General features: G+C 72.5%; 13 protein-coding genes. 4 read left to right on the top strand and 9 right to left on the bottom strand.

Going from position 1 to position 20,267, the window contains the following annotated elements:
- Complete coding sequence (gene mutS / locus KZ813_RS09655) at positions 1-2,577, top strand: DNA mismatch repair protein MutS (RefSeq protein WP_219754869.1); 2,577 nt, start codon at positions 1-3, stop codon at positions 2,575-2,577.
- 35 nt (positions 2,578-2,612) lie between these two features.
- Here mutS and KZ813_RS09650 read toward each other — a convergent pair whose 3' ends face one another.
- Both KZ813_RS09650 and KZ813_RS09645 read right to left on the bottom strand, forming a co-directional pair.
- Positions 2,613-5,318, bottom strand: coding sequence for a DUF3857 domain-containing protein (locus KZ813_RS09650; protein ID WP_308461848.1), 2,706 nt, complete (start codon positions 5,316-5,318; stop codon positions 2,613-2,615).
- 257 nt (positions 5,319-5,575) lie between these two features.
- On the bottom strand, positions 5,576-6,703 hold the full coding sequence (locus tag KZ813_RS09645; RefSeq protein WP_219754767.1) for an aspartyl/asparaginyl beta-hydroxylase domain-containing protein: 1,128 nt from the start codon (positions 6,701-6,703) through the stop codon (positions 5,576-5,578).
- A gap of 203 nt (positions 6,704-6,906) precedes the next feature.
- On the opposite strand from KZ813_RS09645, the gene KZ813_RS09640 reads away from it, so the two are divergent.
- A complete protein-coding gene (locus KZ813_RS09640) occupies positions 6,907-9,651 on the top strand; it encodes a [protein-PII] uridylyltransferase (RefSeq protein WP_219754766.1) in 2,745 nt (914 codons plus the stop codon).
- An 82-nt stretch (positions 9,652-9,733) separates the two neighbouring features.
- Here KZ813_RS09640 and nhaA read toward each other — a convergent pair whose 3' ends face one another.
- Positions 9,734-11,134: a Na+/H+ antiporter NhaA gene (gene nhaA, locus KZ813_RS09635; protein WP_219754765.1), complete on the bottom strand. Its 1,401-nt coding sequence runs from the start codon at positions 11,132-11,134 to the stop codon at positions 9,734-9,736.
- A 409-nt stretch (positions 11,135-11,543) separates the two neighbouring features.
- Here nhaA and KZ813_RS09630 point away from each other — a divergent pair, with 409 nt between their 5' ends.
- Positions 11,544-11,726 (top strand): hypothetical protein, encoded by a 183-nt coding sequence (locus KZ813_RS09630; protein WP_308461847.1) that lies wholly within the window; start codon positions 11,544-11,546, stop codon positions 11,724-11,726.
- Between the two features lie 9 nt (positions 11,727-11,735).
- Here KZ813_RS09630 and KZ813_RS09625 read toward each other — a convergent pair whose 3' ends face one another.
- The 6 genes from KZ813_RS09625 to KZ813_RS09600 all read right to left on the bottom strand — a co-directional run bounded on the left by KZ813_RS09625 (position 11,736) and on the right by KZ813_RS09600 (position 16,802).
- The gene (locus tag KZ813_RS09625; protein ID WP_219754764.1) at positions 11,736-12,071 is read right to left on the bottom strand and encodes a protealysin inhibitor emfourin; all 336 of its coding nucleotides are present in this window, start codon (positions 12,069-12,071) and stop codon (positions 11,736-11,738) included.
- Positions 12,071-13,150 carry a M4 family metallopeptidase gene (locus KZ813_RS09620; RefSeq protein WP_219754763.1) on the bottom strand — a complete coding sequence of 360 codons (1,080 nt, stop codon included), beginning with the start codon at positions 13,148-13,150 and terminating at the stop codon, positions 12,071-12,073. The genes KZ813_RS09625 and KZ813_RS09620 overlap by 1 nt, the downstream gene beginning before the upstream one ends.
- 37 nt (positions 13,151-13,187) lie before the next feature.
- Positions 13,188-13,967: a hypothetical protein gene (locus KZ813_RS09615; protein WP_219754762.1), complete on the bottom strand. Its 780-nt coding sequence runs from the start codon at positions 13,965-13,967 to the stop codon at positions 13,188-13,190.
- Positions 13,968-13,977: 10 nt separating this feature from the next.
- Complete coding sequence (locus KZ813_RS09610; RefSeq protein ID WP_219754761.1) at positions 13,978-14,970, bottom strand: hypothetical protein; 993 nt, start codon at positions 14,968-14,970, stop codon at positions 13,978-13,980.
- Positions 14,971-15,289: 319 nt separating this feature from the next.
- Positions 15,290-15,673, bottom strand: coding sequence for a hypothetical protein (locus tag KZ813_RS09605; RefSeq protein WP_219754760.1), 384 nt, complete (start codon positions 15,671-15,673; stop codon positions 15,290-15,292).
- Positions 15,674-15,740: 67 nt separating this feature from the next.
- Positions 15,741-16,802 carry a Ca2+-dependent phosphoinositide-specific phospholipase C gene (locus KZ813_RS09600; RefSeq protein WP_219754759.1) on the bottom strand — a complete coding sequence of 354 codons (1,062 nt, stop codon included), beginning with the start codon at positions 16,800-16,802 and terminating at the stop codon, positions 15,741-15,743.
- Positions 16,803-16,984: 182 nt separating this feature from the next.
- On the opposite strand from KZ813_RS09600, the gene KZ813_RS09595 reads away from it, so the two are divergent.
- The gene (locus KZ813_RS09595) at positions 16,985-20,218 is read left to right on the top strand and encodes a glycoside hydrolase family 2 TIM barrel-domain containing protein (RefSeq protein ID WP_219754758.1); all 3,234 of its coding nucleotides are present in this window, start codon (positions 16,985-16,987) and stop codon (positions 20,216-20,218) included.
- The last annotated feature ends 49 nt before the right edge of the window (positions 20,219-20,267 follow it).

The raw sequence follows: 20,267 nt of genomic DNA, 5'->3' as shown, positions 1-20,267 counted from the left end.
ATGATGGCGCAATATCTCGCGCTCAAGGCGGAGGCGGCGGACTGCCTGCTGTTCTACCGCATGGGCGATTTCTTCGAGTTGTTCTTCGACGACGCGCGCGTCGCCGCGCAGGTGCTCGACATCGCGCTCACCTCGCGCGGCGAGCATGCGGGCGAGAAGATCCCGATGTGCGGCGTGCCCGTCCACGCCGCGACCGCTTATCTCCAGCGCCTCATCAGGGCGGGGCACCGCGTCGCCATCGCCGAGCAGACCGAGACGCCCGAGGCGGCGCGCAAGGCACGCGGCTCCAAGGCGCTGGTCGATCGCGCGATCGTCCGCGTCGTCACCGCCGGCACGCTGACCGAGGAGACGCTGCTCGACTCGCGCGCCGCCAACTGGTGCGTCGCGGTGGGCGATGCCGGGGGCGAGGTGGCGCTCGCCGCCGCGGACGTCTCGACCGGGCGCTTCGAGGTGATCGCCTGCGACCGCGCCGGTCTGGCCGCCGAGCTGGCGCGGCTCGGCGCCGCCGAGGTGATCGCCGCCGAGGAGAGCGATGCCCCCGCCACGGTGCGGCGCCCCCGCGGCGAGTTCGACAGCGGCGCGGGCGAGGCGCGGCTCAGGCGGCTGTTCGGGGTGGCGACCCTCGACGGCTTCGGCCAGTTCGGCCGCGCCGCGCTGGCCGCGGCGGGCGGGCTGGTCGCCTATCTCGATCATACCGCCAAGGGCCAGCTGCCGTTCCTGCGCCCGCCGGTGCTCGCCGCCGCGCGTGACGCGATGGCGATCGACGCCGCCACGCGCGAGAGCCTCGAGCTGACCTGCACCGCCGCGGGCCAGCGCAAGGGCAGCCTGCTCGACGCGGTCGACCGCACCGTCACGGGCGCGGGCGCACGGTTGCTCGCCGCCGACCTCGGCGCGCCGCTGATGGCACGCGAGGCGATCGAGGCGCGTCTCGACCTCGTCCAGCTCCTCCACGACGACGTCGGCCTACGCGAGCGCGTGCGCGCCGCCCTGCGCGCCTTGCCCGACATCGGCCGTGCACTCGGGCGGCTGGCGGCGCGGCGCGGCAGCCCGCGCGACCTCGGCCAGCTCCGCGACGGGCTCGACGGCGCCTGGACGATCGGCGAGCGGCTCGGCGCGCTGGAGCCCGCGCCCGCGCTGCTACGCGAGCTGGCACCGCGGCTGCGTGGCCACGGCGCGCTGATCGATCTGCTCAAGCGCGCGCTCGTCCCCGCGCCGCCGATCGAGGCGAGCGACGGCGGCTATATCGCCGCGGGCTACGACGCCGCGCTGGACGCGCTGCGCGAGACCGGCAGCGGTGGGCGCCGCGCCATCGCCGCGCTGGAGGCGCGCTTCCGCGAGCGGACGAAGATCGCCGCGCTCAAGATCCGCCACAACGGTGTGCTCGGCTATCATATCGAGGTGCCCGCGCGCGCCGCCGACCCGCTGATGCGCGCCGACTCGGGCTTCACGCACCGCCAGACGCTCGCGGGCGTGGTCCGCTTCAACGCGCCCGAGCTCCACGAGGTCGCCGCCAGCGTCACCCAGGCCGGCGCGCACGCGCTGGCGGCGGAGGCGGCGCACCTGGAGGAGCTCACCGCCACCGCGCTTGCCGGCCGCGAGGCGATCGCCGCGACCGCCGACGCGCTCGCCCGGCTCGACGTCGCCGCTGGCTTGGCCGAGCGCGCGGCGGAGGGCGCCTGGGCGCGGCCGAGTTTCGCCGAGGAGGCGTGCTTCGACGTCCGCGAGGGTCGACACCCGGTGGTCGAGGCCGCGCTGGCGCGAAGCGGCGACCGCTTCGTCGCCAACGACTGCGCGCTCGGCGGCGAGGCGGCGCGGCTGTGGCTCGTCACTGGCCCTAACATGGGCGGCAAGTCGACGTTCCTGCGCCAGAACGCGCTGGTCGCGGTGCTGGCGCAGGCGGGCGCCTATGTCCCCGCCGCCTCGGCGCGGCTCGGGCTGGTCGACCGGCTGTTCAGCCGCGTCGGCGCCTCGGACAATCTCGCGCGCGGGCGCTCCACCTTCATGGTCGAGATGGTCGAGACCGCGGCGATCCTGGCGCAGGCGACCGAGCGCAGCCTCGTCATCCTCGACGAGGTCGGGCGCGGCACCAGCACCTATGACGGGCTGGCGATCGCCTGGGCGGTGGTGGAGGCGATCCACGAGGACAATCGCTGCCGCTGCCTCTTCGCCACGCATTATCACGAGCTCACGCGGCTGGCCGAGCGCTGCGAGTCGCTGTCGCTCCACCATGTCCGCGCGCGCGAGTGGAAGGGCGAGCTGGTGCTGCTCCACGAGGTCGCCGACGGGCCGGCGGACCGCAGCTACGGGCTGGCGGTGGCGCGGCTGGCGGGGATGCCGCCCGCGACGGTGCAGCGCGCCAAGGCGGTGCTGGCCAAGCTGGAGGCGGGGCGCGCCCGGACCGGCGGGTTGGCGGCGGGGCTGGACGACCTGCCGCTGTTCGCCGCCGCGGCGCAGGCGGAGGAGGCGCAGTGCGACGCTATCCGCGCCGAGGTGGAGGCGCTCGACGTCGACGCGCTGACCCCGCGCGAGGCGCTCGACACCCTGTACCGGCTGAAGGCGCTGGCCCGCGAGGGGTGAGGCGCCCGCGGTCGCGCGCTCATCGGCGCCTCACGTCAGGGCGCGATGCCGTAGCGGCGATAGTCGCGGTCGATCTGCGGGTAGACCAGCCGCGCGTTGGCCAGCGCGGCCTCGCTCTCGCCCTTCCGACCCAGCCGACCGAGCAGCACGCCGCGCATGTACAGGCTCGCGGCGAGGTCCGGCGAGTCGGTCAGCGCCGCGCTCACGTCGGCGAGCGCGTCCTCGAAGCGGTTCATCCGGTAGTAGATCATCGCCCGGCTATCGAGCGCGGCATCGGGATTGTCGGCCAGCTCGATCGCCTTGGTGCAGTCCTTGAGACCCGCTTCCAGCGCGACGTTGCCGGTACCACGCAGCCAGCAGCGCATGTTGAGCAGGTCGGCGTTGCCCGGACGTTCGGCGATCACCGTGTCCAGCAGCGCCAGCGCGGCATCGCGCTGGCCGGCATCCGCCATGACACTGGCCTTGGAGACGATCCAGCCATAGCGATCCTTGCTGCCCGCCCGCTCGATCCGTTGGTCGAGCATGGCGACGGCACCGGCACCGTCGCCGTGATTCGCCCGGTAGTTCGCCAGCGCGCTCAACACCTCGTCCGCCTCGGGGTCGAGCTTGTAGGCGGCGTCGAGATCGGCGTGCTGGCGGGTCTCGTCGCCGAGCGCGGCATAGAGCGCGGCGCGCGAGAGGTAACGCCCCGTCCCCGGCTCGATCGCGATCGCGCTGCCATAGTCCGCGATGGCGCCGGCGCGGTCGCCGGTCGCCGATCGATAGCGGGCGCGCCAGGTGAGAGCGTCCGCGTCCTTCGGATCGTCCGCGACGACGCGCGCGAACATGGCGTCGGTCGGCGCCAGCGCCCCCGCCTTGCGCGCGCTCTCGTAATAGGCCCGCGTGCCCGCCGGACCGGTCGGCGCGAGCACGGTGAGGAGGCGGCTTCGCGCCTGCGCCACCGCGGCTCGGAACGCGGGGATCTGCGCCACCTCGATCTCGCCGCCGACCTGATCGATGCGGTCCTCAATCGTCATCGTGTCACCGCTCATGACCAGCGAGCGCTTCAGCCTCGTGCCGGCCAAGGTTTCCGGTAAGGTGCGGTCGCCGTCGACCGCGAAGCCCTTGCCGCCGTCGGGGAGGTGCAGGGTCGTCCGATAGACGATGCTGGCGGGACCCGACAGCGCCACGGGGATGGACTGCCACGCGGCGCGCGCGCGATCGGGCGTGAAGTCGAGCTTCCCGACCGCGGCGTCCAGCACCAGCCGATAGCGGCCGTCGCGCCGGGTCCAGCGTGTCGAGGCGATGCCGGTCGCGCTGACCACGGCGATGCCCTCGGCCGGGTCGTAGCGGATCGTCGGATCGATGTAATTGCCGTTGCCGACCTGTTGCCCCAGCAGCCGCTTCACCATCTCGGCGCGCTGGGTCTGGCTCGCCTGTGCCGCGGCGGTCCCGACCTGTTCGGCGAGACGCCCCCGCAGCGTGATCGCGGCCTTCACGATGGTCGGGGTGTCGAGTGCGCCGCGATCGTCCAGATCCACCGCGATCGTCAGGTCGGGACGCGCGTCGGCGTGGAGTACCACGGGCATCAGCGCTGCTCCCGTGGGACGCAGCGGCAGCACCGATCCGAGCCGGGGCGTGTCTCCGAGATCGGCGAGCCGCGTGCCCGCGGCGGTGCCGTCCAGCCAGAGCGACTTGCCGTCGATCGTCGCTCGCACCAGCACGTGATCGAAGGCGCCGAGGCTCGGCAGCCGCTCGGACGCCATGTCGCCCATCTGCAGGTTCGCCGCGACGGGCTCCGCCTCGATCTGCAACGCGCGCAGCAGCGCGAGCAGCAGCAGCGTCTTGGCCTTGCAGTCGCCGTAGCGGCGCTCCCAGGTCTGCGCCGGGGTCTGCGGGATGTAGTTGCCCGTATCCATCCCCAGCGACAGGTAGCTGATCTTGTCCTGCACCAGCTGCACCGCCAGCGCCGCGCGCTCGAGCGGCGAGGGCTTCGCGCGCTCGATCTGGCGCACCTCGGCGGCGAGCGGCGAGCCGGCGGCGATCAGGCCGTCGGTGGCGTAGAGCGGTGCCATCGCCCTCGACACGGCGGCCCAGTCGGCGAAGGACGTGGCCTCGAGCAGCGGCAGCTTGCGGAAGCGCGCGGGCGCATCGTCGGGCAGCTCGGGCTGCTTGGCGAGCGGTAGCGCGATGTCGAGCGTGCGATAGCCGCCGGCGGTCACCGGCTTGGCCTCGACCCCGGCGGCATAGGACTTCCAGCGGATCTCGCTGGTCTCCGGCCAGCTCAGTCGCACCCGCCCGAAGCCGATCGACACGGGCTCGGCGAGCAGCGGTGCCGCCGTCTGGACATCGCCCTTGAGCGTCGGATCGGCGTGAGTCACCGAGAAGGCGACGCGGAGCACGTCGCCGACCGCCAAGCCCTCCGCGGCGAGCGTCGCCGTCAGCGAGCCGTCCATCATGCGCTGGTCGAGCTCGGTCTCGCGGCGCAGGACGGTGAAGGGAGAGCCACGCTTGATCAGATCAATGTGCTGCGACCCGCGGATGATCTCCACGGCGTGGACGATCAGATCGCCCTGCGAGGGCTGCCATGCCAGCTTGATGTTGCCGATCTCGGCGAGCTGCTGCGGCGAGGCCGCACGGGTCGCGGTGTCGAAGTAGCTCCATACGCGCCCGCCCTCCAGCCGCTGCTGATTGTCGAGCCGGAGCAGAACCGGCGAGCCCTCGGTCAGCGTGGCGGCGTCGATCGCGGGTGCGGCTAACACCCATGACGGGGCGCCCTCATAGAGCGGACGCTCGCCCGCATTCGCCCGCGGCGCGAACGCGACGCCCACCAACAATGCTGCCACGAACGCTGTGCGTCGCATCCCGACGTGCCCCCCGATAGTCCCCGCCCCCAGGCTTATAGGGCGGGTGCACCTAGGGGAAGCGGTCGCGCCGTTGCGGTTCTTCTCCTTTCGGGTCAGCCGCTCGTCGCCGCGCGCTCCTGCCAGGCGAGCGGGTCGACAGGCCAGCGATCGTGCTACTGCCCGCCCTGGTACAGACCGACAGCGCCGAACAGCGTCGTCAGCCCGGCACGCTCCGCCGCGGTGAGCTCCGGGCGCCACACCTCGAACAGCAGCACCACGCGGGGCTCGTCGCTGTCGTTCCACGCCTCGTGCTCGATCGAATCGTCGAAGATCATCAGCTCGCCCGCGCGCACCGCGCGCTCCTCGTTGCCGACGCGCAGGCGGCAGCGCTCGGGTACGATCAGCGGCAGGTGGACGATCAGTCGCGTGTTGAGCATCCCGTTGTGCGCGGGGATGTGGGTGTGCGGCCGCAGCACCGAGAACAGCGCCATCGGCGAACGTCCCGCGATCCGCGGCAGCGGCGCGCCGGCCAGCGCGGCGAGCGTCGCGGGGCAGCGCGGCGCGTTATCGGCGTGGGGCACGCCGTTCTCGAGGAGGTGGAAGGCGCTCCAGCGCGGGTCGTCGAGCAGCGCGTGGCCGCGGCTGGCGCGCGTCGGATCGGCCTGGACGTAGGGCGCCGAGCCGCTGCCGCTTGCGATCAGCGCCTCCAGCTCGGCGCGGATCGCGGGCGCGGCGTCGACGAGCGCGGGCGCCCAGTCGAACTCGTCCGCGTCGAAGAACTGACGGTGCGGCAGGCCGGGGAAGAAGAAGCTCGTCGGCTGCTGCAGGTACAGCTGCTTCTCGCCCGTCACCAGCGCCACCGCCTCGGCGAAGCGCGGCCCCGCGTCGGCGGCGGCGACCTGTGCGCGCAGGTGATCGGCGAACCGCCGCGACGCCGCCGCGAGCCGCTCCTGCGCGGCGCGGAGCAGCGGCTGCGCGCGCTCGGCCTCGGGCGCGCCCGACAGCGCCAGTGCGTAGAAGGAGCAGGCGGCGCGATCGTCCTCGGCATAGTCGCCGCGCAGCACCAGCGCCTGGCGGTGGCGCGGCTCGGCCGCGAGCACGCGATCGAGCGCGGCGGCCACCGCGGTGCGCTCCGCGCCGGTGCCCGCGCGCGCCTGGGCGAGCAGCAACCACAGCTGCGGTGTCGCCACGCCTGCCGCCGCGACGCCCTCGAACGCGTCGCGCGCCGTGGCCGCATCGCCGCGCTGCAACGCCGCATATCCCGCCTGCGCCAGTCGCGCGTGCTCGCTCTGTGCTGCCATGCGGCGGATGGTAGAGCGGGACGGCGCGGGATTGAAGGCGCTTGTGGGCAATCTCGGGTCGGGCGTGGCTCGACCATTCGCGGCCTCCCCCGTCATCCCGGACCAAGCCGGGACAAGGCTGGCGGGAGTGCGAGAGCCGCGCGCCATCCGGCGAGGCGAGACGGGGGGCGACTCGCTCACCTCCGGGTCTTATGGGAGCGCGCATGACCGGGCGTTTCGACCATCTTCCCCACCGCCGCGCGATCGTCAGCCGCCGCGCGCTCGCCGAGGCCGCCGCGGCGCTTCCCGGCGACGACCCCGCGACGCTGCGGCGCGGGCTGAGCCAGCTGCTTCGCGAGGCGCTCGATGCCGGCCGCGCCGAGATCGCGCGACGCCTCGCCGCGACGCCGTCGCGCGGGCTCGAGGCCGCCAACGCCCAGGCCTATCTGGTCGACCAGCTGCTGATCGTTCTCGCCGAGGTGACGACGCAGCGGCTCTACCCGGTCCACAACCCGACCGCGGGCGAGCGGCTGCTGCTGATCGCGGTGGGGGGCTACGGCCGCGGCGAGATGGCGCCTTTCTCCGACGTCGACATCGGCTTCCTCACGCCCGGCAGGCAGACGCCCTGGGCCGAGCAGGTGATCGAGTCGATGCTCTACACCCTGTGGGACCTGGGGCTGAAGATCGGCCATTCCAGCCGCTCGCTCGACGAGATGGTGCGCCAGGCCAAGGCCGACGTGACGGTCCGCACCGCACTGCTGGAGGGCCGCTACGTCTGGGGCGACGAGGCGCTGTACGCCGAGGCGGCGAAGCGCTTCAACGAGGACGTGCGGCGCGGCACCGAGCGCCAGTTCATCGCCGACAAGCTGGCCGAACGCAACGCGCGCCACGTCCGCATGGGCGACACGCGCTACGTCGTCGAGCCCAACGTCAAGGAAGGCAAGGGCGGGCTGCGCGACCTGCACGCGCTCTTCTGGATCGGCAAATATGTGTATGACGTCCAGCGCGCCGCCGAGCTGGTCGACATCGGCCTGTTCACCCGCGTCGAGTATCGCGCCTTCCATCGCGCCGACAATTTCCTGTGGGCGGTGCGCTGCCATCTCCACCTGATAGCGGGCCGCGCCGAGGACCGGCTGACCTTCGACTATCAGCGCGAGATCGCCGAGCGGATGCGCTACGCCGCACGTCCGGGCAAGCCCGCGGTCGAGCGCTTCATGCAATTCTACTTCCTCCAGGCCAAGGCGGTGGGCTCGCTCACCGGACTGTTCCTCGCGCATCTGGAGGAACGGTTCGCGCCGCGCCGCCGCTATGGTCTGCCGCGGCTGCGTCGCGCCCCGCGCAAGCTCAACGGCTTCACCGTGGAGGGTGGCCGGATCGCGCTGCCCGACGACGACTTCCTCCGCGCCGATCCGGTGCGGCTGGTCGAGCTGTTCGCGCTCGCCGCGCAGCAGGGCAAGGAGGTCCACCCGCTGGCGATGCGCGCCGCCACGCGCGACGCCAAGCTGGCCGCGACGGTGCGCCGCGACTCGCGTGCCAACGCGCTGTTCCTGGAGCTGCTCGCCGGCGACGCCGACCCCGAGCTGGCGCTGCGCTGGATGAACGAGGCCGGCGTGCTGGGCCAGTTCGTGCCCGACTTCGCCCGCGTCGTCGCGCAGATGCAGTTCGACATGTACCATCACTACACGGTCGACGAGCACACCATCCGCGCGCTGGGCCTGCTCAGCCGGCTCGAGCACGGCCAGCTCGCCGAGGAACACCCGCTGCCCAGCGCGGTGATCGAGCAGATCGTGTCGCGCCGCGTGCTCTACGTCGCGGTGTTCCTCCACGACATCGCCAAGGGGCGCGGCGGCGATCACTCGATCCTGGGTGCCGAGGTGGCGGAGCGGCTCGGGCCGCGCTTCGGCCTCAGCCCGGCGGAGACCGAGACGGTCGCCTGGCTGGTACGCCACCACCTGCTGATGAGCGCCACCGCCTTCCGGCGCGACCTCACCGACTTCAAGACGATCCTGGACTTCACCGAGGTGGTGCAGAGCCCCGAGCGGCTGCGGCTGCTGCTGGTGCTCACCGTGGTCGACATCAGGGCGGTGGGGCCGGGGACGTGGAACGGCTGGAAGGGCCAGCTGCTCGGCGACCTCTACGATCGCGCTGAGGAGGTGCTGCGGCTCGGCCACAAGCAGAAGGGCCGCGGCGAGCGGCTGCTCGCCAAGCAGGACGGGCTGCGCGCGGCGATGGCGTGGAGCGAGGTCGATCTGGCCGCCTATGCGCACCGCCTGCCCGAGGCCTATTGGATCGCCGAGCCCGGCGACGTGCTCGCGCACAACGCCGCCTTCGTCGCGCGCGCGGGCGACGCGCCGCTGTCGATCGACGCGCAGGTCTATCCCGAGCGCGGTGCGACGCTGGTGACGGTCTATGCCGCCGACCATCCCGGGCTGTTCAGCCGCATCGCCGGCGCGATCCACGTCGCCGGCGGCAACATCATCGACGCGCGCATCCACACCACGCGCGACGGCATGGCGCTCGACAACTTCCTGGTGCAGGACCCGCTCGGCCGCCCCTTCGACGAGGCGGGGCAGCTCGAGCGGCTCAAGACCGCGATCGAGGACGCGCTGGCGGGGCGCGGCAAGCTGACCGACCGGCTGCGCGCCAAGCCGCTGCCGCGCGCGCGCGCCGACGCCTTCCGCATCGAGCCCAACGTGCTGGTCGACAACAAGGCCTCCAACCGTTTCACCGTCGTGGAGGTGGCGGCGCGGGATCGGCCGGCGCTGCTCAACCAGCTGGCGCACGCGCTGTTCCTGTCGAAGGTGACGATCCACTCGGCGCATGTCGCCACCTATGGCGAGCGCGCGGTCGACGTCTTCTACCTGACCGATCTCACCGGCGACAAGCTGGCCCCGGGGGCGCGGCTGCGCGCGCTGGAGAAGCGGCTGCTCGCTGCCGCGGCCGGGGTGCCGTACGAGGAGGCGGCCTGACGCCTCTCCCACGTCGGGGCGACGCCCCTGAACCCTCCGCGGCTTGGGCGCGGCCGGGTCAGCCGAAACGGACGGGAAGCGATCAAGCGTCAGGTTCCGCCGCCGCGGCGGTCGCGGCGGCACGCCACAGCACGCCATAGCCGAACAGCCCCGACACCAGCGACGCCGCCAGCACCGCCAGCGCGGCCATCTCGGTCAGCCCGGCGTCGGCGAAGGCGAGCTCGGCGATGAACAGCGAGATGGTGAAGCCGATCCCCGCCACCGCGCCGATGCCGAGCACCATCCGCCAGGTCACCCCCTCGGGCGGCCGCGCCTGTCCTATCCGGGTCGCCAGCCACGTCGCGCCGAGGAAGCCGATCGGCTTGCCCAGCGCGAGCCCGACGACGATGCCGAGCGCGAGCGGCGAGTGGAGCGCGCCGCCGATCAGCTCGCGCGAGAAGTGGATCCGCACGTTCGACAGCGCGAACAGCGGCAGCACGATATACGACACCCAGGGCGTGAGGATGCGCACCAGCCGCTCCGCCGCCTCGTCGGTGGCGGCGGCCATCTCGTGGAGATAGCCGAGCGACTGCTGCGCCTCCCCGCGATGCTGCTCGGCCTCCCCCTCGTCGCGCGCCTGGTCGGCCGCGCGCTGCGCCGCCTTGAGCTCGTCGACCGGCTGCTGCACGCGCTCGACGAAGCGCTTCTCGGACAGGCGCGAGCTGGTGGGTAGCAGCAGCCCGATCGCGACCCCCGCGATCGTCGGGTGGACGCCCGAGCCGAGCACGCCGACCCACACCACCAGCCCGCAGGCGACGTAGAGGATCGGCGCCACCCAGCGCAGCCGCAGCAGCACGACCATGGCGCCATAGCCCGCCGCGGCGAGCAGCAGGAAATGGGCGTGGAGCGCGCTGGTGTAGGCCACCGCGATGACGAGCAGCCCGAACACGTCGTCGATCGCGGCGAAGGCGAGCAGCACGGCGCGCACCGCGGGCGGCAGCCGGGTGGTGAACATCGCGACGATGGCGAGGCTGAAAGCGGTGTCCATCGCCGCCACCACGCCCCAGCCGTGCTGGGTCGGGGTGGCATAGTTGAAGGCGAGGTAGAGCGCGACCGGCACCACCAGTCCGCCGATCGCGCCCGCGACCGGGAACACCGCGGTCTGCCAGGAGCTCAGCGCCCCTTTGACGAACTCGCGTTTCACCTCGGTGCCGATGATCAGGAAGAACAACGGCATCAACGCATCGTTGACCCATTCGGCGACCGATCGCTCGATCGCCCAGCTGCCGTAGCTGACCCGCAGCGGCCGATCCCACAACCGCGCGAAATCCGCGCTCCACGGCGAGTTGATCGCGACGAGCGCGACCAGCGAGGCGATCAGCAGCGGCCCGCCCGAGACCTGGCCGATCGCGAAGAAGGGTTCGACCTTGCGCAGCAGCTTGGCGGCGGGCGAGTGATGCGCGCGCGCGGCGACCTGGCCGGACAGGCGCGGGCTGAGCGCCATGGATGCGTTCTCCCGCGGGTGACTGAGGATGAGGATACGGGTGAGCGGGGCGGGGCGTTCCCTTCGCCGCGGCCAGGCTGACGCGGATCAATGACGGGGACCCAGATCATCTCGCCGTCCACTCGGACGCGGTCCGGGATGCGCCACGCCGCGCTGGCGGCGAGCGCGCTCGACCGCTCGCGCGCGCTCGGCCGCGGCCGCGGGCCGGGCCATGTCACCGGCGGCAGTCTCGTCGGTATATCTCAACCATCATGCGCCCGGATCGCGCGACGGCGCGTTGAGGCAATAAGCGGAGGCGCATCATCGTCGCGGCGAACGACCCAGCACGCGCGCCGCGCTCGCTGCCGACGATCGCGACCGATGCGGCCGCCCGGCCCGGGACTTCGCCCGCGCCGGCGAGGAGGAAAAGATGATGCGCGACAGCGAGACCTTCACCGCCAACGCCGACCGCTGCCGCGAGGAAGCGGCATCGGCGACGCTCGACAACGTGCGTGACCGCTGCCTGCGCGCCGAGGCCGCCTGGATCGCGATGGCGTCGCGCAGCCGCCGATCCGAGAAAGCGCGCGACGAGCGGGTCGCCGCGGTCGCCTGACCGTCGCGGCTAGACGCCGCCGCGCTCGCGCGTGATGCGGCGTACGGTCGACACCAGCGCCGCCAGCGCCGGATCGCGGATCGGCTCGGCGACCTGCAAATCGCGGCTGCGGCCGTCGATCGTCAGCCCGATCGTGTAGGTGCGTGCGTCGGGACGCGCCACGGCGGGCTCGGGCGCGCAGTCGAAGAAGCCGGCCGCGTCGGCGAGTCGCGTCAGCTCGGCGCGCTCGTCACCGGGCAGTCGCTCGAGCGGCACGCACGAGTCGCTCGCGCGACCGGGCAGATGCGCGAAGCCGCCGTCCACCCGCATCCGCGCCTCGCCGCCGCACCCCGCCTCGTCCGTCATCAGCTCACTCCGACATCGCTCCACGCCGCGCCGACCGCGGTCGCATCGGCGCTGCCCGCCCCGTACAAGCGCCCGGCCACGTCCACCGTCACGCGCGCGAAGCCGGCGAAATCCGTGTTGGCCCTGACATTGGGGTCGAGCAGCGCATTATACCAGATCGTCCCGGCGCGGTCCCAGGCGTTCCCGCCGATCGCGGTCGCGGCGAGGTAGAAGGCGCGGTTGGGGATGCCCGAGTTGATGTGGACGCCGCCATTGTCCTGGTTGGTGCGGACGAAATCGTCCATGTGGGCGGGCTGCGGGTCCTTGCCGAGCACGGGGTCGTCATAGGCGGTACCCGGCGCCTTCATCGAGCGTAGCGCGCTGCCCTTCACCTTGGGCGTGAACAGCCCCTCGCCGATCAGCCAGTCGGCGGCGGCGGCGTCCTGGCCGAGCGCCTTCTGCTTGACCAGCGAGCCGAACACGTCGGAGATGCTCTCGTTGAGCGCGCCCGACTGGTTGAAATAGGCCAGGCCCGCCTCGCGCTCGGTGACGCCGTGGGTCAGCTCGTGGCCGATCACGTCGAGCGCGAGCGTGAAGCGGTTGAACAGCTCCCCGTCGCCGTCGCCGAAGACCATCTGCGTGCCGTCCCAGAAAGCGTTGTCATAGTCCTGGTCGTAGTGGACGGTGGCGTCGAGCGGCAGGCCGGCGTCGTCGATCGAGTCGCGCTGATAGGCTTCCCAGTAGAGCGCGAAGGTGGCGCCGAGCCCATCATAGGCCTCGTCCACCGCGGGATCGCCGGTCGGCGCCTCGCCCTCGCGGCGGACCACGGTGGCGCCGGGCGCCTCGGGCTTGCCCTTGGCGTCGCGGATGGTGCGCAGCGGGCTCGGGGTCAGGACGTTGCCCGCGGCGCTGCGTAGCCGCGCGACGCTGCCGATGACCGGACCCGCGGTGGTGGCGCGCACCATACGGATCGAGGGGTCCACCAACAACGCGCGGATCGCCTTGCCGCGCAGCTCGGGCGAGCCGTGCTCGGCGATGCGCGAGAGGATGTAGGGTGGCAGGATACAGTGGATCGCGTGGCGGTGGGTGAGCGTGCACATCGGCGTCTCTCCTTGGTAGATCAGCGGCGGGGGCAGATCAGCGGCGCGCGCGGCGCAGCAGCAGCGGCGCGAGCGCGACCCAGATCATTGTAGCGAACGCGAGCAGCTGGCGCGTCTGCTCGGCGCCCCCGGGCAGGTAGCCGAAGCCGCCGAGCGAGGCCGCGTAGAGCAGGAACGAGGCGAGCGCGACCGCGATCGCGGACGGGTCGGGCTGGCCGCCGCTGTCCTGCGTGCCGAGCCAGCGCAGCGCCACGACGAACAGGCCGATCACCGCGATCAGGATCAGCCGCAGCGACCGGTCCTCGCCCGCGATCGTCTGGGCGAGCGGGTAGAGCGCCACCGCCTCGACCGGGAACAGCTTGGCGAGACTGGTGTAATAGGGCTCGGCCGGGATAGTCGCCGCGGGCAGCCCCAGCGTCGGTCGATCCGGCGGGGCGGGCGCGCGGTCGAGCCGCAGCGCGCCGCGCAGCAGCGGCGCGGCCGGGGCGGCGGCGGCGCCGGGCAGCTCGGCGCGCAGCGCGGCGGTGGCGCGTGACACCGCGGCGGCGTAGCGCTCGACCGCCACGTCGCTGGGCATCAGCCGCTCGCCCTCGCGCCGCGCCTCGACGGCGCGGTCGAGCACGGCGGCGAACACCGCGGCGTCACCCGGCACCGTGATCAGCGTCGCGGCGAAATGGTCGAGCGCGTCGCCCAGCGCGGTGCGCAGCCCGAACAGCCGGTCGAAATAGCGCGGCAGGAAGCGCCCGTCGGCGACATAGGATTGCACCTGGTCGGCGAGCGCGTTGGCGGCGGCGAGCGCCTCGGAATAGCGGGTCATGCCGTCCTCCTCACAGCGGGCGCGCGATCGTGGCGACCAGGCCGAGCGCGCGCGCGATCCGATCGAGGTTGAGCTTGGCGGCGGCGCGGCGCTGCGTCGGGGTCAACCGCCCCGTCAGCGCCGCGCGCAGGTCGGCCTGCGCGGTGGCGGCGAGCGCCAGCGCGTCCGCCACCGCGGCGACGCGCGCGGGGCCGGTGCGCGCCGCCTCGCGCGCGGCGAACACGCGCGCGGCGAGTTGCTCGCGCTGCTCGGCGGTGAGGTCGGCGCGCTGGCGCAGATAGGTGCGGAACAGCGCGTTGCCGTAGAGGTCCTCGGCACTGCGCGCCGCGGTGCGGCCCCAGCCCTCCACCTCGCCGCGCAGCTCGGCGAGGGCGCGGTCGACCGTGTCGCCGCGCGCTTCCACCAGCGCGCGCACGCGACCGGCGGTACGCGCCTCGTGCGCCAGCTCGGCGGCGAAGGCGGCGAGCGCGACCAGGCCCGCGCCGCGCGGCGACGCCGGGTCGGTGTCGGGCATGCCCGCCGCGGCGGTGACCCGGCCGACCCGCTCGGCGAAGGCGGTCAGCTCGGACGAGACGTCGGTTTTGGGCTCGGCGAGGATCGTCGCCAGCGCCTCGATATAGTCGCCGACCGCCGCGATCAGCGCGACGCGCGGCGCGAGCAGCGCGCGCGGGCTGGTGCCGACGTCGATGCTCAGCGCGGTGTAGCCGGGGGCGGGGGTGTCGCCGTCGAAGCAGAGCGGCGCCGGCGGGGGGGCGGCGCTCGTCGGCACCTGGATCCGTAGCGGCGTGGCGGGGAGGCAGCTGGCGTCGCTCGCGACCAGCGCGGCGGCGGCGTCGCGGCGGCGCTGCTCGACCGAGTCGAGATAGGCGGCGGTGGCGGTGACCGCCTCCCCCCCACGCGCGGCGACGTCGCCGGCGGCCTCGATCCGCACCGCGTTCGTGGCGCAGCCGGTGAGTAGCAGCGCGACGGCCAGCGCGGCTGAGGGCGGAACGGGTCCTCGCATGGCGGTCGGCTTACCTCCGTCGCAGCGGGCGTGATCGCCGAATCGGGTCACGCCGTCGACTCCATGTTCCACGCTTGTTCCGTGTAGGACAGCGCAAAGCGGTGGGTCGCGACGGAAAAACGGCATGCAGTCCGACGGTTAGATGCAGGCGGGGGCCGAGTCGGGGGAGGTGAGCGGGTCGCGGAACCGCCGTCCCAGCCGCGCCGCGGGGCTGCGCTGGGCCACGGCAGCCTGCGCCGTCGCGCGCGGCATGGTCGCGCGGAGCGAGCACATCGGCGGCATCGGCGGGAGCAGGCGCTGCTCCCCCAGGCCGCTGGCGCTACGCCGCGGCCGAGGCCGCGCCGAGCAGCCAGGCCTCGGCCTGCTCGACCGTCTCGAAATAACAGGCCTCGCGCTCGGCGGCGGCGCGGCGGATCTGCGAGCGCGCGAGCGAGCGCGCCACCACGAAGGCGAGGCGGCGCGAGGCATGGCGAGGATCCGCCAGCACCGCGCGGAACTGCGCGACGCTGTCCTGTGCCTGGATGTCCATCGCGCGGATGTCGACCAGGGTGAGATGCGCGTTGGCCGGGCAGGTGAGCCGGGCGTGCGCGGCGTCCCGCGCGGTCACGAAGCGCGCGATCGCGGGCGCGTCGAAGAAGCCCGCCATCGTGATCCGTATCAGCGCGTGCGGCACGTCGACGTCGATGAGGAACTGCGCGGTCATCACCTCGCCCTAGGGCGAGGCCGTTAGCGCACGGTTAGCGACGCGGTGCGACCTTGGTCGAAGCGCCTCAGCGCTCGTCCACCGCGCACCCCGTCGGCCGTCGCACCGGATTGCAGCGCGCCACGCCGCCGCCGGGCAGCGAGACTCGATACCCCCCGGCGAAGCGCGGGTCGGGCCACAGATAGTCGGTCGACACATAATGCGCCCCGCTCGCCAGCGCGGTGTCGCGGCGGCGCGTGTCGTTGCGCCGTGCCTCGCGCGTCTCGGCGTCGGCGCGGGTGCGCACCAGATAGTTGGCGGCGACGTCGCGGCGGATCCGCGCCGCGTCTGCCATCGTCTCGTTGAGCGTCAGATAGGCAGCGGCGGGCGAGGCCTCGTCGGTGTTGATGAAGAACACGCGCCCCTCGAGCGAGCGCCGCGCGCCGCGGTACAGCGCCACCTTCGCGGGTGTCTCGTCGAGCGCGAACAGGATCTTGCCGCGCGCCCTCGCGAGCGTGGGCCAGTTGTTCGCCAGCACCGCCGCGCGCAGCGTCGGGTAGCGGCCCTGCACGTCGTCGGGCGTGATCAGCTTGGACGGCGGCAGCACCGAGCGGATCTCGGCGTCGAGTGCGTCATAGCCGGCGGCGTCGGGCACCACCGAGTCGATGCCGCCGCGCGCCGCGTTCTGCTCGTCCTTGACGTTGAACATCAGCATGATCGGCACGTGGCGCGGGTGCGCGTCGGACCAGCGGCGGATGATCGTGAGGCACTCGGTCAGCAGCACGCAGCTCGATGAATTGTCGATGGCCGGGATGTGGAGCACCTTGTAGCCCCGCCGGCGTAGTTGCGGGTCGTCCGACCCGCGCGCGTAATGGCCCCCCTTCGGGTCGTAATTGACGTCGATCTCGAGCTGACGCGCGCCCTTGTCGAGCTGCTCGTCGAGGTTCCGGTGCGCGTAATCGAGCGCGTCCGCGAGCTTCGGGTCGGCGGCGCGCAGCCGCGCCATCGTCGCGGCGGGCATCGCGCGCTTGTAGCTGTTGTGCGTGCCGATCACCTGCAGGTCGTTGAGCCGCAGGGGGGCGGCGTCGCGCGCGGCGGCGGCGGTGGGGAGCAGGGCGGCGAGCGCGAGCGCGCGGGTGAGACGGATCATGGGTGCGGCCCTAGGAAGGGCGCGTGAAACTGGCGTGACACCGTCGCCGCGCCCGAGTCCTCCTGAGCTTTGGCCTCTACTTCAGCCACTTGCGCGAGACCGCTTGTGCGGTCGCGGCGTGGTATTATTGTCAGACAACAGCGGGATGGCGGACGGCCATCCGCTGGGGGAGGAAAGAGGGAATGCGCTCGCTGTTGCTCGCCGGCGTTGCCGCCGCTTCGTTGGTCGCGCCACTGGGTTCGGAGGCCGCCGCGCAGGACGTGCCGCAGGTACAGCCGGTGCAGGTCGACCCGTCGCGGCCCGATTGGGAGAACCCGGCGGTGAACGCGCGCGGCAAGATGCCCGCTCACGCCACCGGCTTCCCGTACGAGACTCGCGCGCTCGCGCTGGCGGGTGCGGAGGCGCGCTCGTCGCGCTACGTCACGCTCGACGGGACGTGGAAGTTCGCTTTGTCACCCAGCTCGGACGACCTGCCCGCGGGCTTCGAGAAGCCGGCCTACGACGTGGCGGGGTGGAAGGACATCAAGGTCCCCGGCGACTGGCAGGCGCAGGGCTTCGACCAGCCGCGCTACAACAACGTGACGTATCCTTTTCCCGCCAACCGGCCGCTGATCCCGCGCGCGACCAACCCGGTGGGCTCCTACCGCCGCGACGTGGAAGTGCCCGCGGGCTGGCAGGGCAGCGACGTGATCCTTCACGTCGGCGCGGCGGGATCGGCCTATGAGGTCTGGGTCAACGGCGCGGCGGTGGGCTATTCCGAGGATTCCAAGCTGCCGAGCGAGTTCGACGTCACGCGCTTCGTCAAGCCGGGCCGCAACACGGTGGCGATCCAGATCCACCGCTGGTCCGACGGCAGCTATCTCGAGGATCAGGATTTCTGGCGCGTCTCGGGGATCGAGCGCTCGGTGTATCTGCTCGCCGCGCCGAAGACGCGCGTGCGCGACGTGTTCGTCCACGCCGGGCTGGACGAGGCCTATCGCGACGGCACGCTCGCGGTCGAGGTGGCGGTCGGCGGGACCGGCGCGGCCAGCGCCCGCTACGTGCTGATGGACGGCGACCGCCTGCTCCAGCAGGCGCGCGCCGCGGTGCCGGCCGGCGCGGGCGCGCGCGCGGTGACGCTGCGCGGCACGGTGGCGAACGTGCGCCCCTGGACCGCGGAGACGCCGAGCCTCTACACGCTGCTGGTCGAGCTGTACGACGCCAAGGGGGCACTGATCGAGTCGAGCGCGCGCCAGATCGGCTTCCGTACCGTCGCGATCATCGACGGACGCGTGACGGTGAACGGCAAGCCGATCACGATCCGCGGCGTCAACCGCCACGAGCATGATCCCGAGACCTTCCACACCATCACGCGCGAGTCGATGGAGCGCGACGTCCAGCTGATGAAGCGCAATAACATCAACGCGTTGCGCATGTCGCACTATCCCAACGACCCGTATATGTACGAACTCGCCGACCGCTACGGCCTCTATGTGATGGACGAGGCGAACGTCGAGAGCCACGCCTATATGGAGGCGGGCAACAACCATCCCGACGACCGCGCCAAATATCAGATCGGCTTCGATCCGGCGTGGAAGGACGCGCACGTCAGCCGCGTGACCAACATGATCGAGCGCGACAAGAACCACGCCTCGATCATCTTCTGGTCGCTCGGCAATGAGGCCGGGATCGGGCCGAACTTCGAGGCGGGCGCGGCGGCGGCCAAGCGGCGCGATCCGTCCCGGCTGCTCAGCTACCTCGGCTGGGGCACGTGGGAGGGCGTCCACGACCATCGACCCAATTACTTCGCAGACATCTACGCGCCGATGTACGACACCGTCGAGAAGATGCGCGACTATGCGGTCAACTGGCGCTTCAAGCAGCCGATGATCCAGTGCGAGTACGCGCACATGATGGGCCAGACCGGCGGCAATCTGAAGGAATATTGGGACACGATCTACGCCCATCCGGACAAGCTGCAGGGCGGCTTCGTCTGGGACTGGGTCGACCAGTCGATGTATCGCTACACCAAGGACGGGCGGCGCTACTGGGGCGACGGCGGCGAGTACGGCCCCAACCCGGGCGGCGATATCGAGTTCGGCGACGGGCTGCTCCAGTCGGACCGCACGCCCAACCCGCAATTGTACGAGCTGCGCAAGGTCTACGCGCCCGCGCAGTTCGACGGCTTCGATCCCGCCACCGGCCGCGTGACGGTGCGCAACCGGCACGATTTCCGCGACCTGTCGGGCTTCACCTTCGACTGGGAACTGGAGGAGGACGGCGTGCCGGTCGCGAAGGGCGCGCTGGCGCCGCTCGCCACGCCCGCGCGGGGCGCCGAGACGATCACGCTGCCGCTCTCCGGCTATCAACGCCGGGCGGGGTCGGAGTATTTCGTCACGGTCAACGTCCGCGCGAAGGAGGCCGCGATCCCCGGCGTGGCGGGCGGCACCCTGCTCGGCTTCGAGCAGTTCCAGGTGCAGCCCGGGGGCGCCGGCGCGGCCGCCGCGGCGACGGGCGCGGTGACGCTCCAGCAGGCACGCGGCGCGGTGACGCTGTCGGCGAACGGCGCGACCCTCACGATCGATCGCGCCACCGGACTGGTGCGCGACTATGCGCAGGGCGGGCGCACCGTCGCGAGCGGCGGCGCGCCGCATTTCTGGCGCGCGGTGACCGACAATGACATCGGCATCGGTACCGACCGCAAGCTCGCCATGTGGAAGGCGATGAGCGAGACGCGACGCGTCACCGCGGTGCGCAGCGCGCGCTCGGACGCGGGCGCCGAGGTGGCGGTCGACTATGCGCTGGGCGACGGCGCCGCCACCTTCACCACGCGCTACGCCATGGCGGCCGACGGCAGCGTCGCGGTCGACGGCCAGTTCACGCCGGTGAAGACCGACCTGCCCGCGCCGTTCCGCGTCGGGCTCGCCTTCGCCATGCCGACCGACGTGACCGAGGTGGAATGGTACGGCCGCGGCCCGCACGAGAGCTATGTCGATCGCCGGACCTCGGCCCCCATCGGACTGTGGCGCGGCATGATCGCTCAGCAGAACCACGACTTCATCCGCCCGCAGGAGACCGGCAACAAGGTCGACGTGCGGTGGATGGAGCTCTCCGGCGGCGGGCGCGGCGTACGGGTGCAGGGCGACCAGCCGCTGATGATGAACGCGCTGGCCTTCCCCTACGCCGACCTCGACCGCCACACGCCGGGCACGTGGAAGTCGACCGACGTGGTGCCGCACGGCCAGGTGACCCTGCTGGTCGACTCGGCGCAATGGGGCGTCGGCGGCGACACCGAGTGGAGCCAGGCGGGGCTGCCGATGCCGCAGTATCGCACCAGGCTGGAGCCGACGCGGGTGTCGTTCCGCCTCACGCCGTTCGTGGGCGAGGGCACCACGCCGGATCGCGCCCGCGCGGCGAGCGCGACCGGCGAGGACTGATCGCCCGCCTCGCATCGCTTCGCCGCCGTCGGCGTTGGCCCGGTGGCGC

The organism is Sphingomonas folli (assembly GCF_019429525.1).
GTDB classification, from domain to species: Bacteria; Pseudomonadota; Alphaproteobacteria; order Sphingomonadales; family Sphingomonadaceae; genus Sphingomonas; species Sphingomonas folii.
Note: the sequence above shows the minus strand (reverse complement) of the source record. Positions and strands in the feature narration are given on the sequence as shown.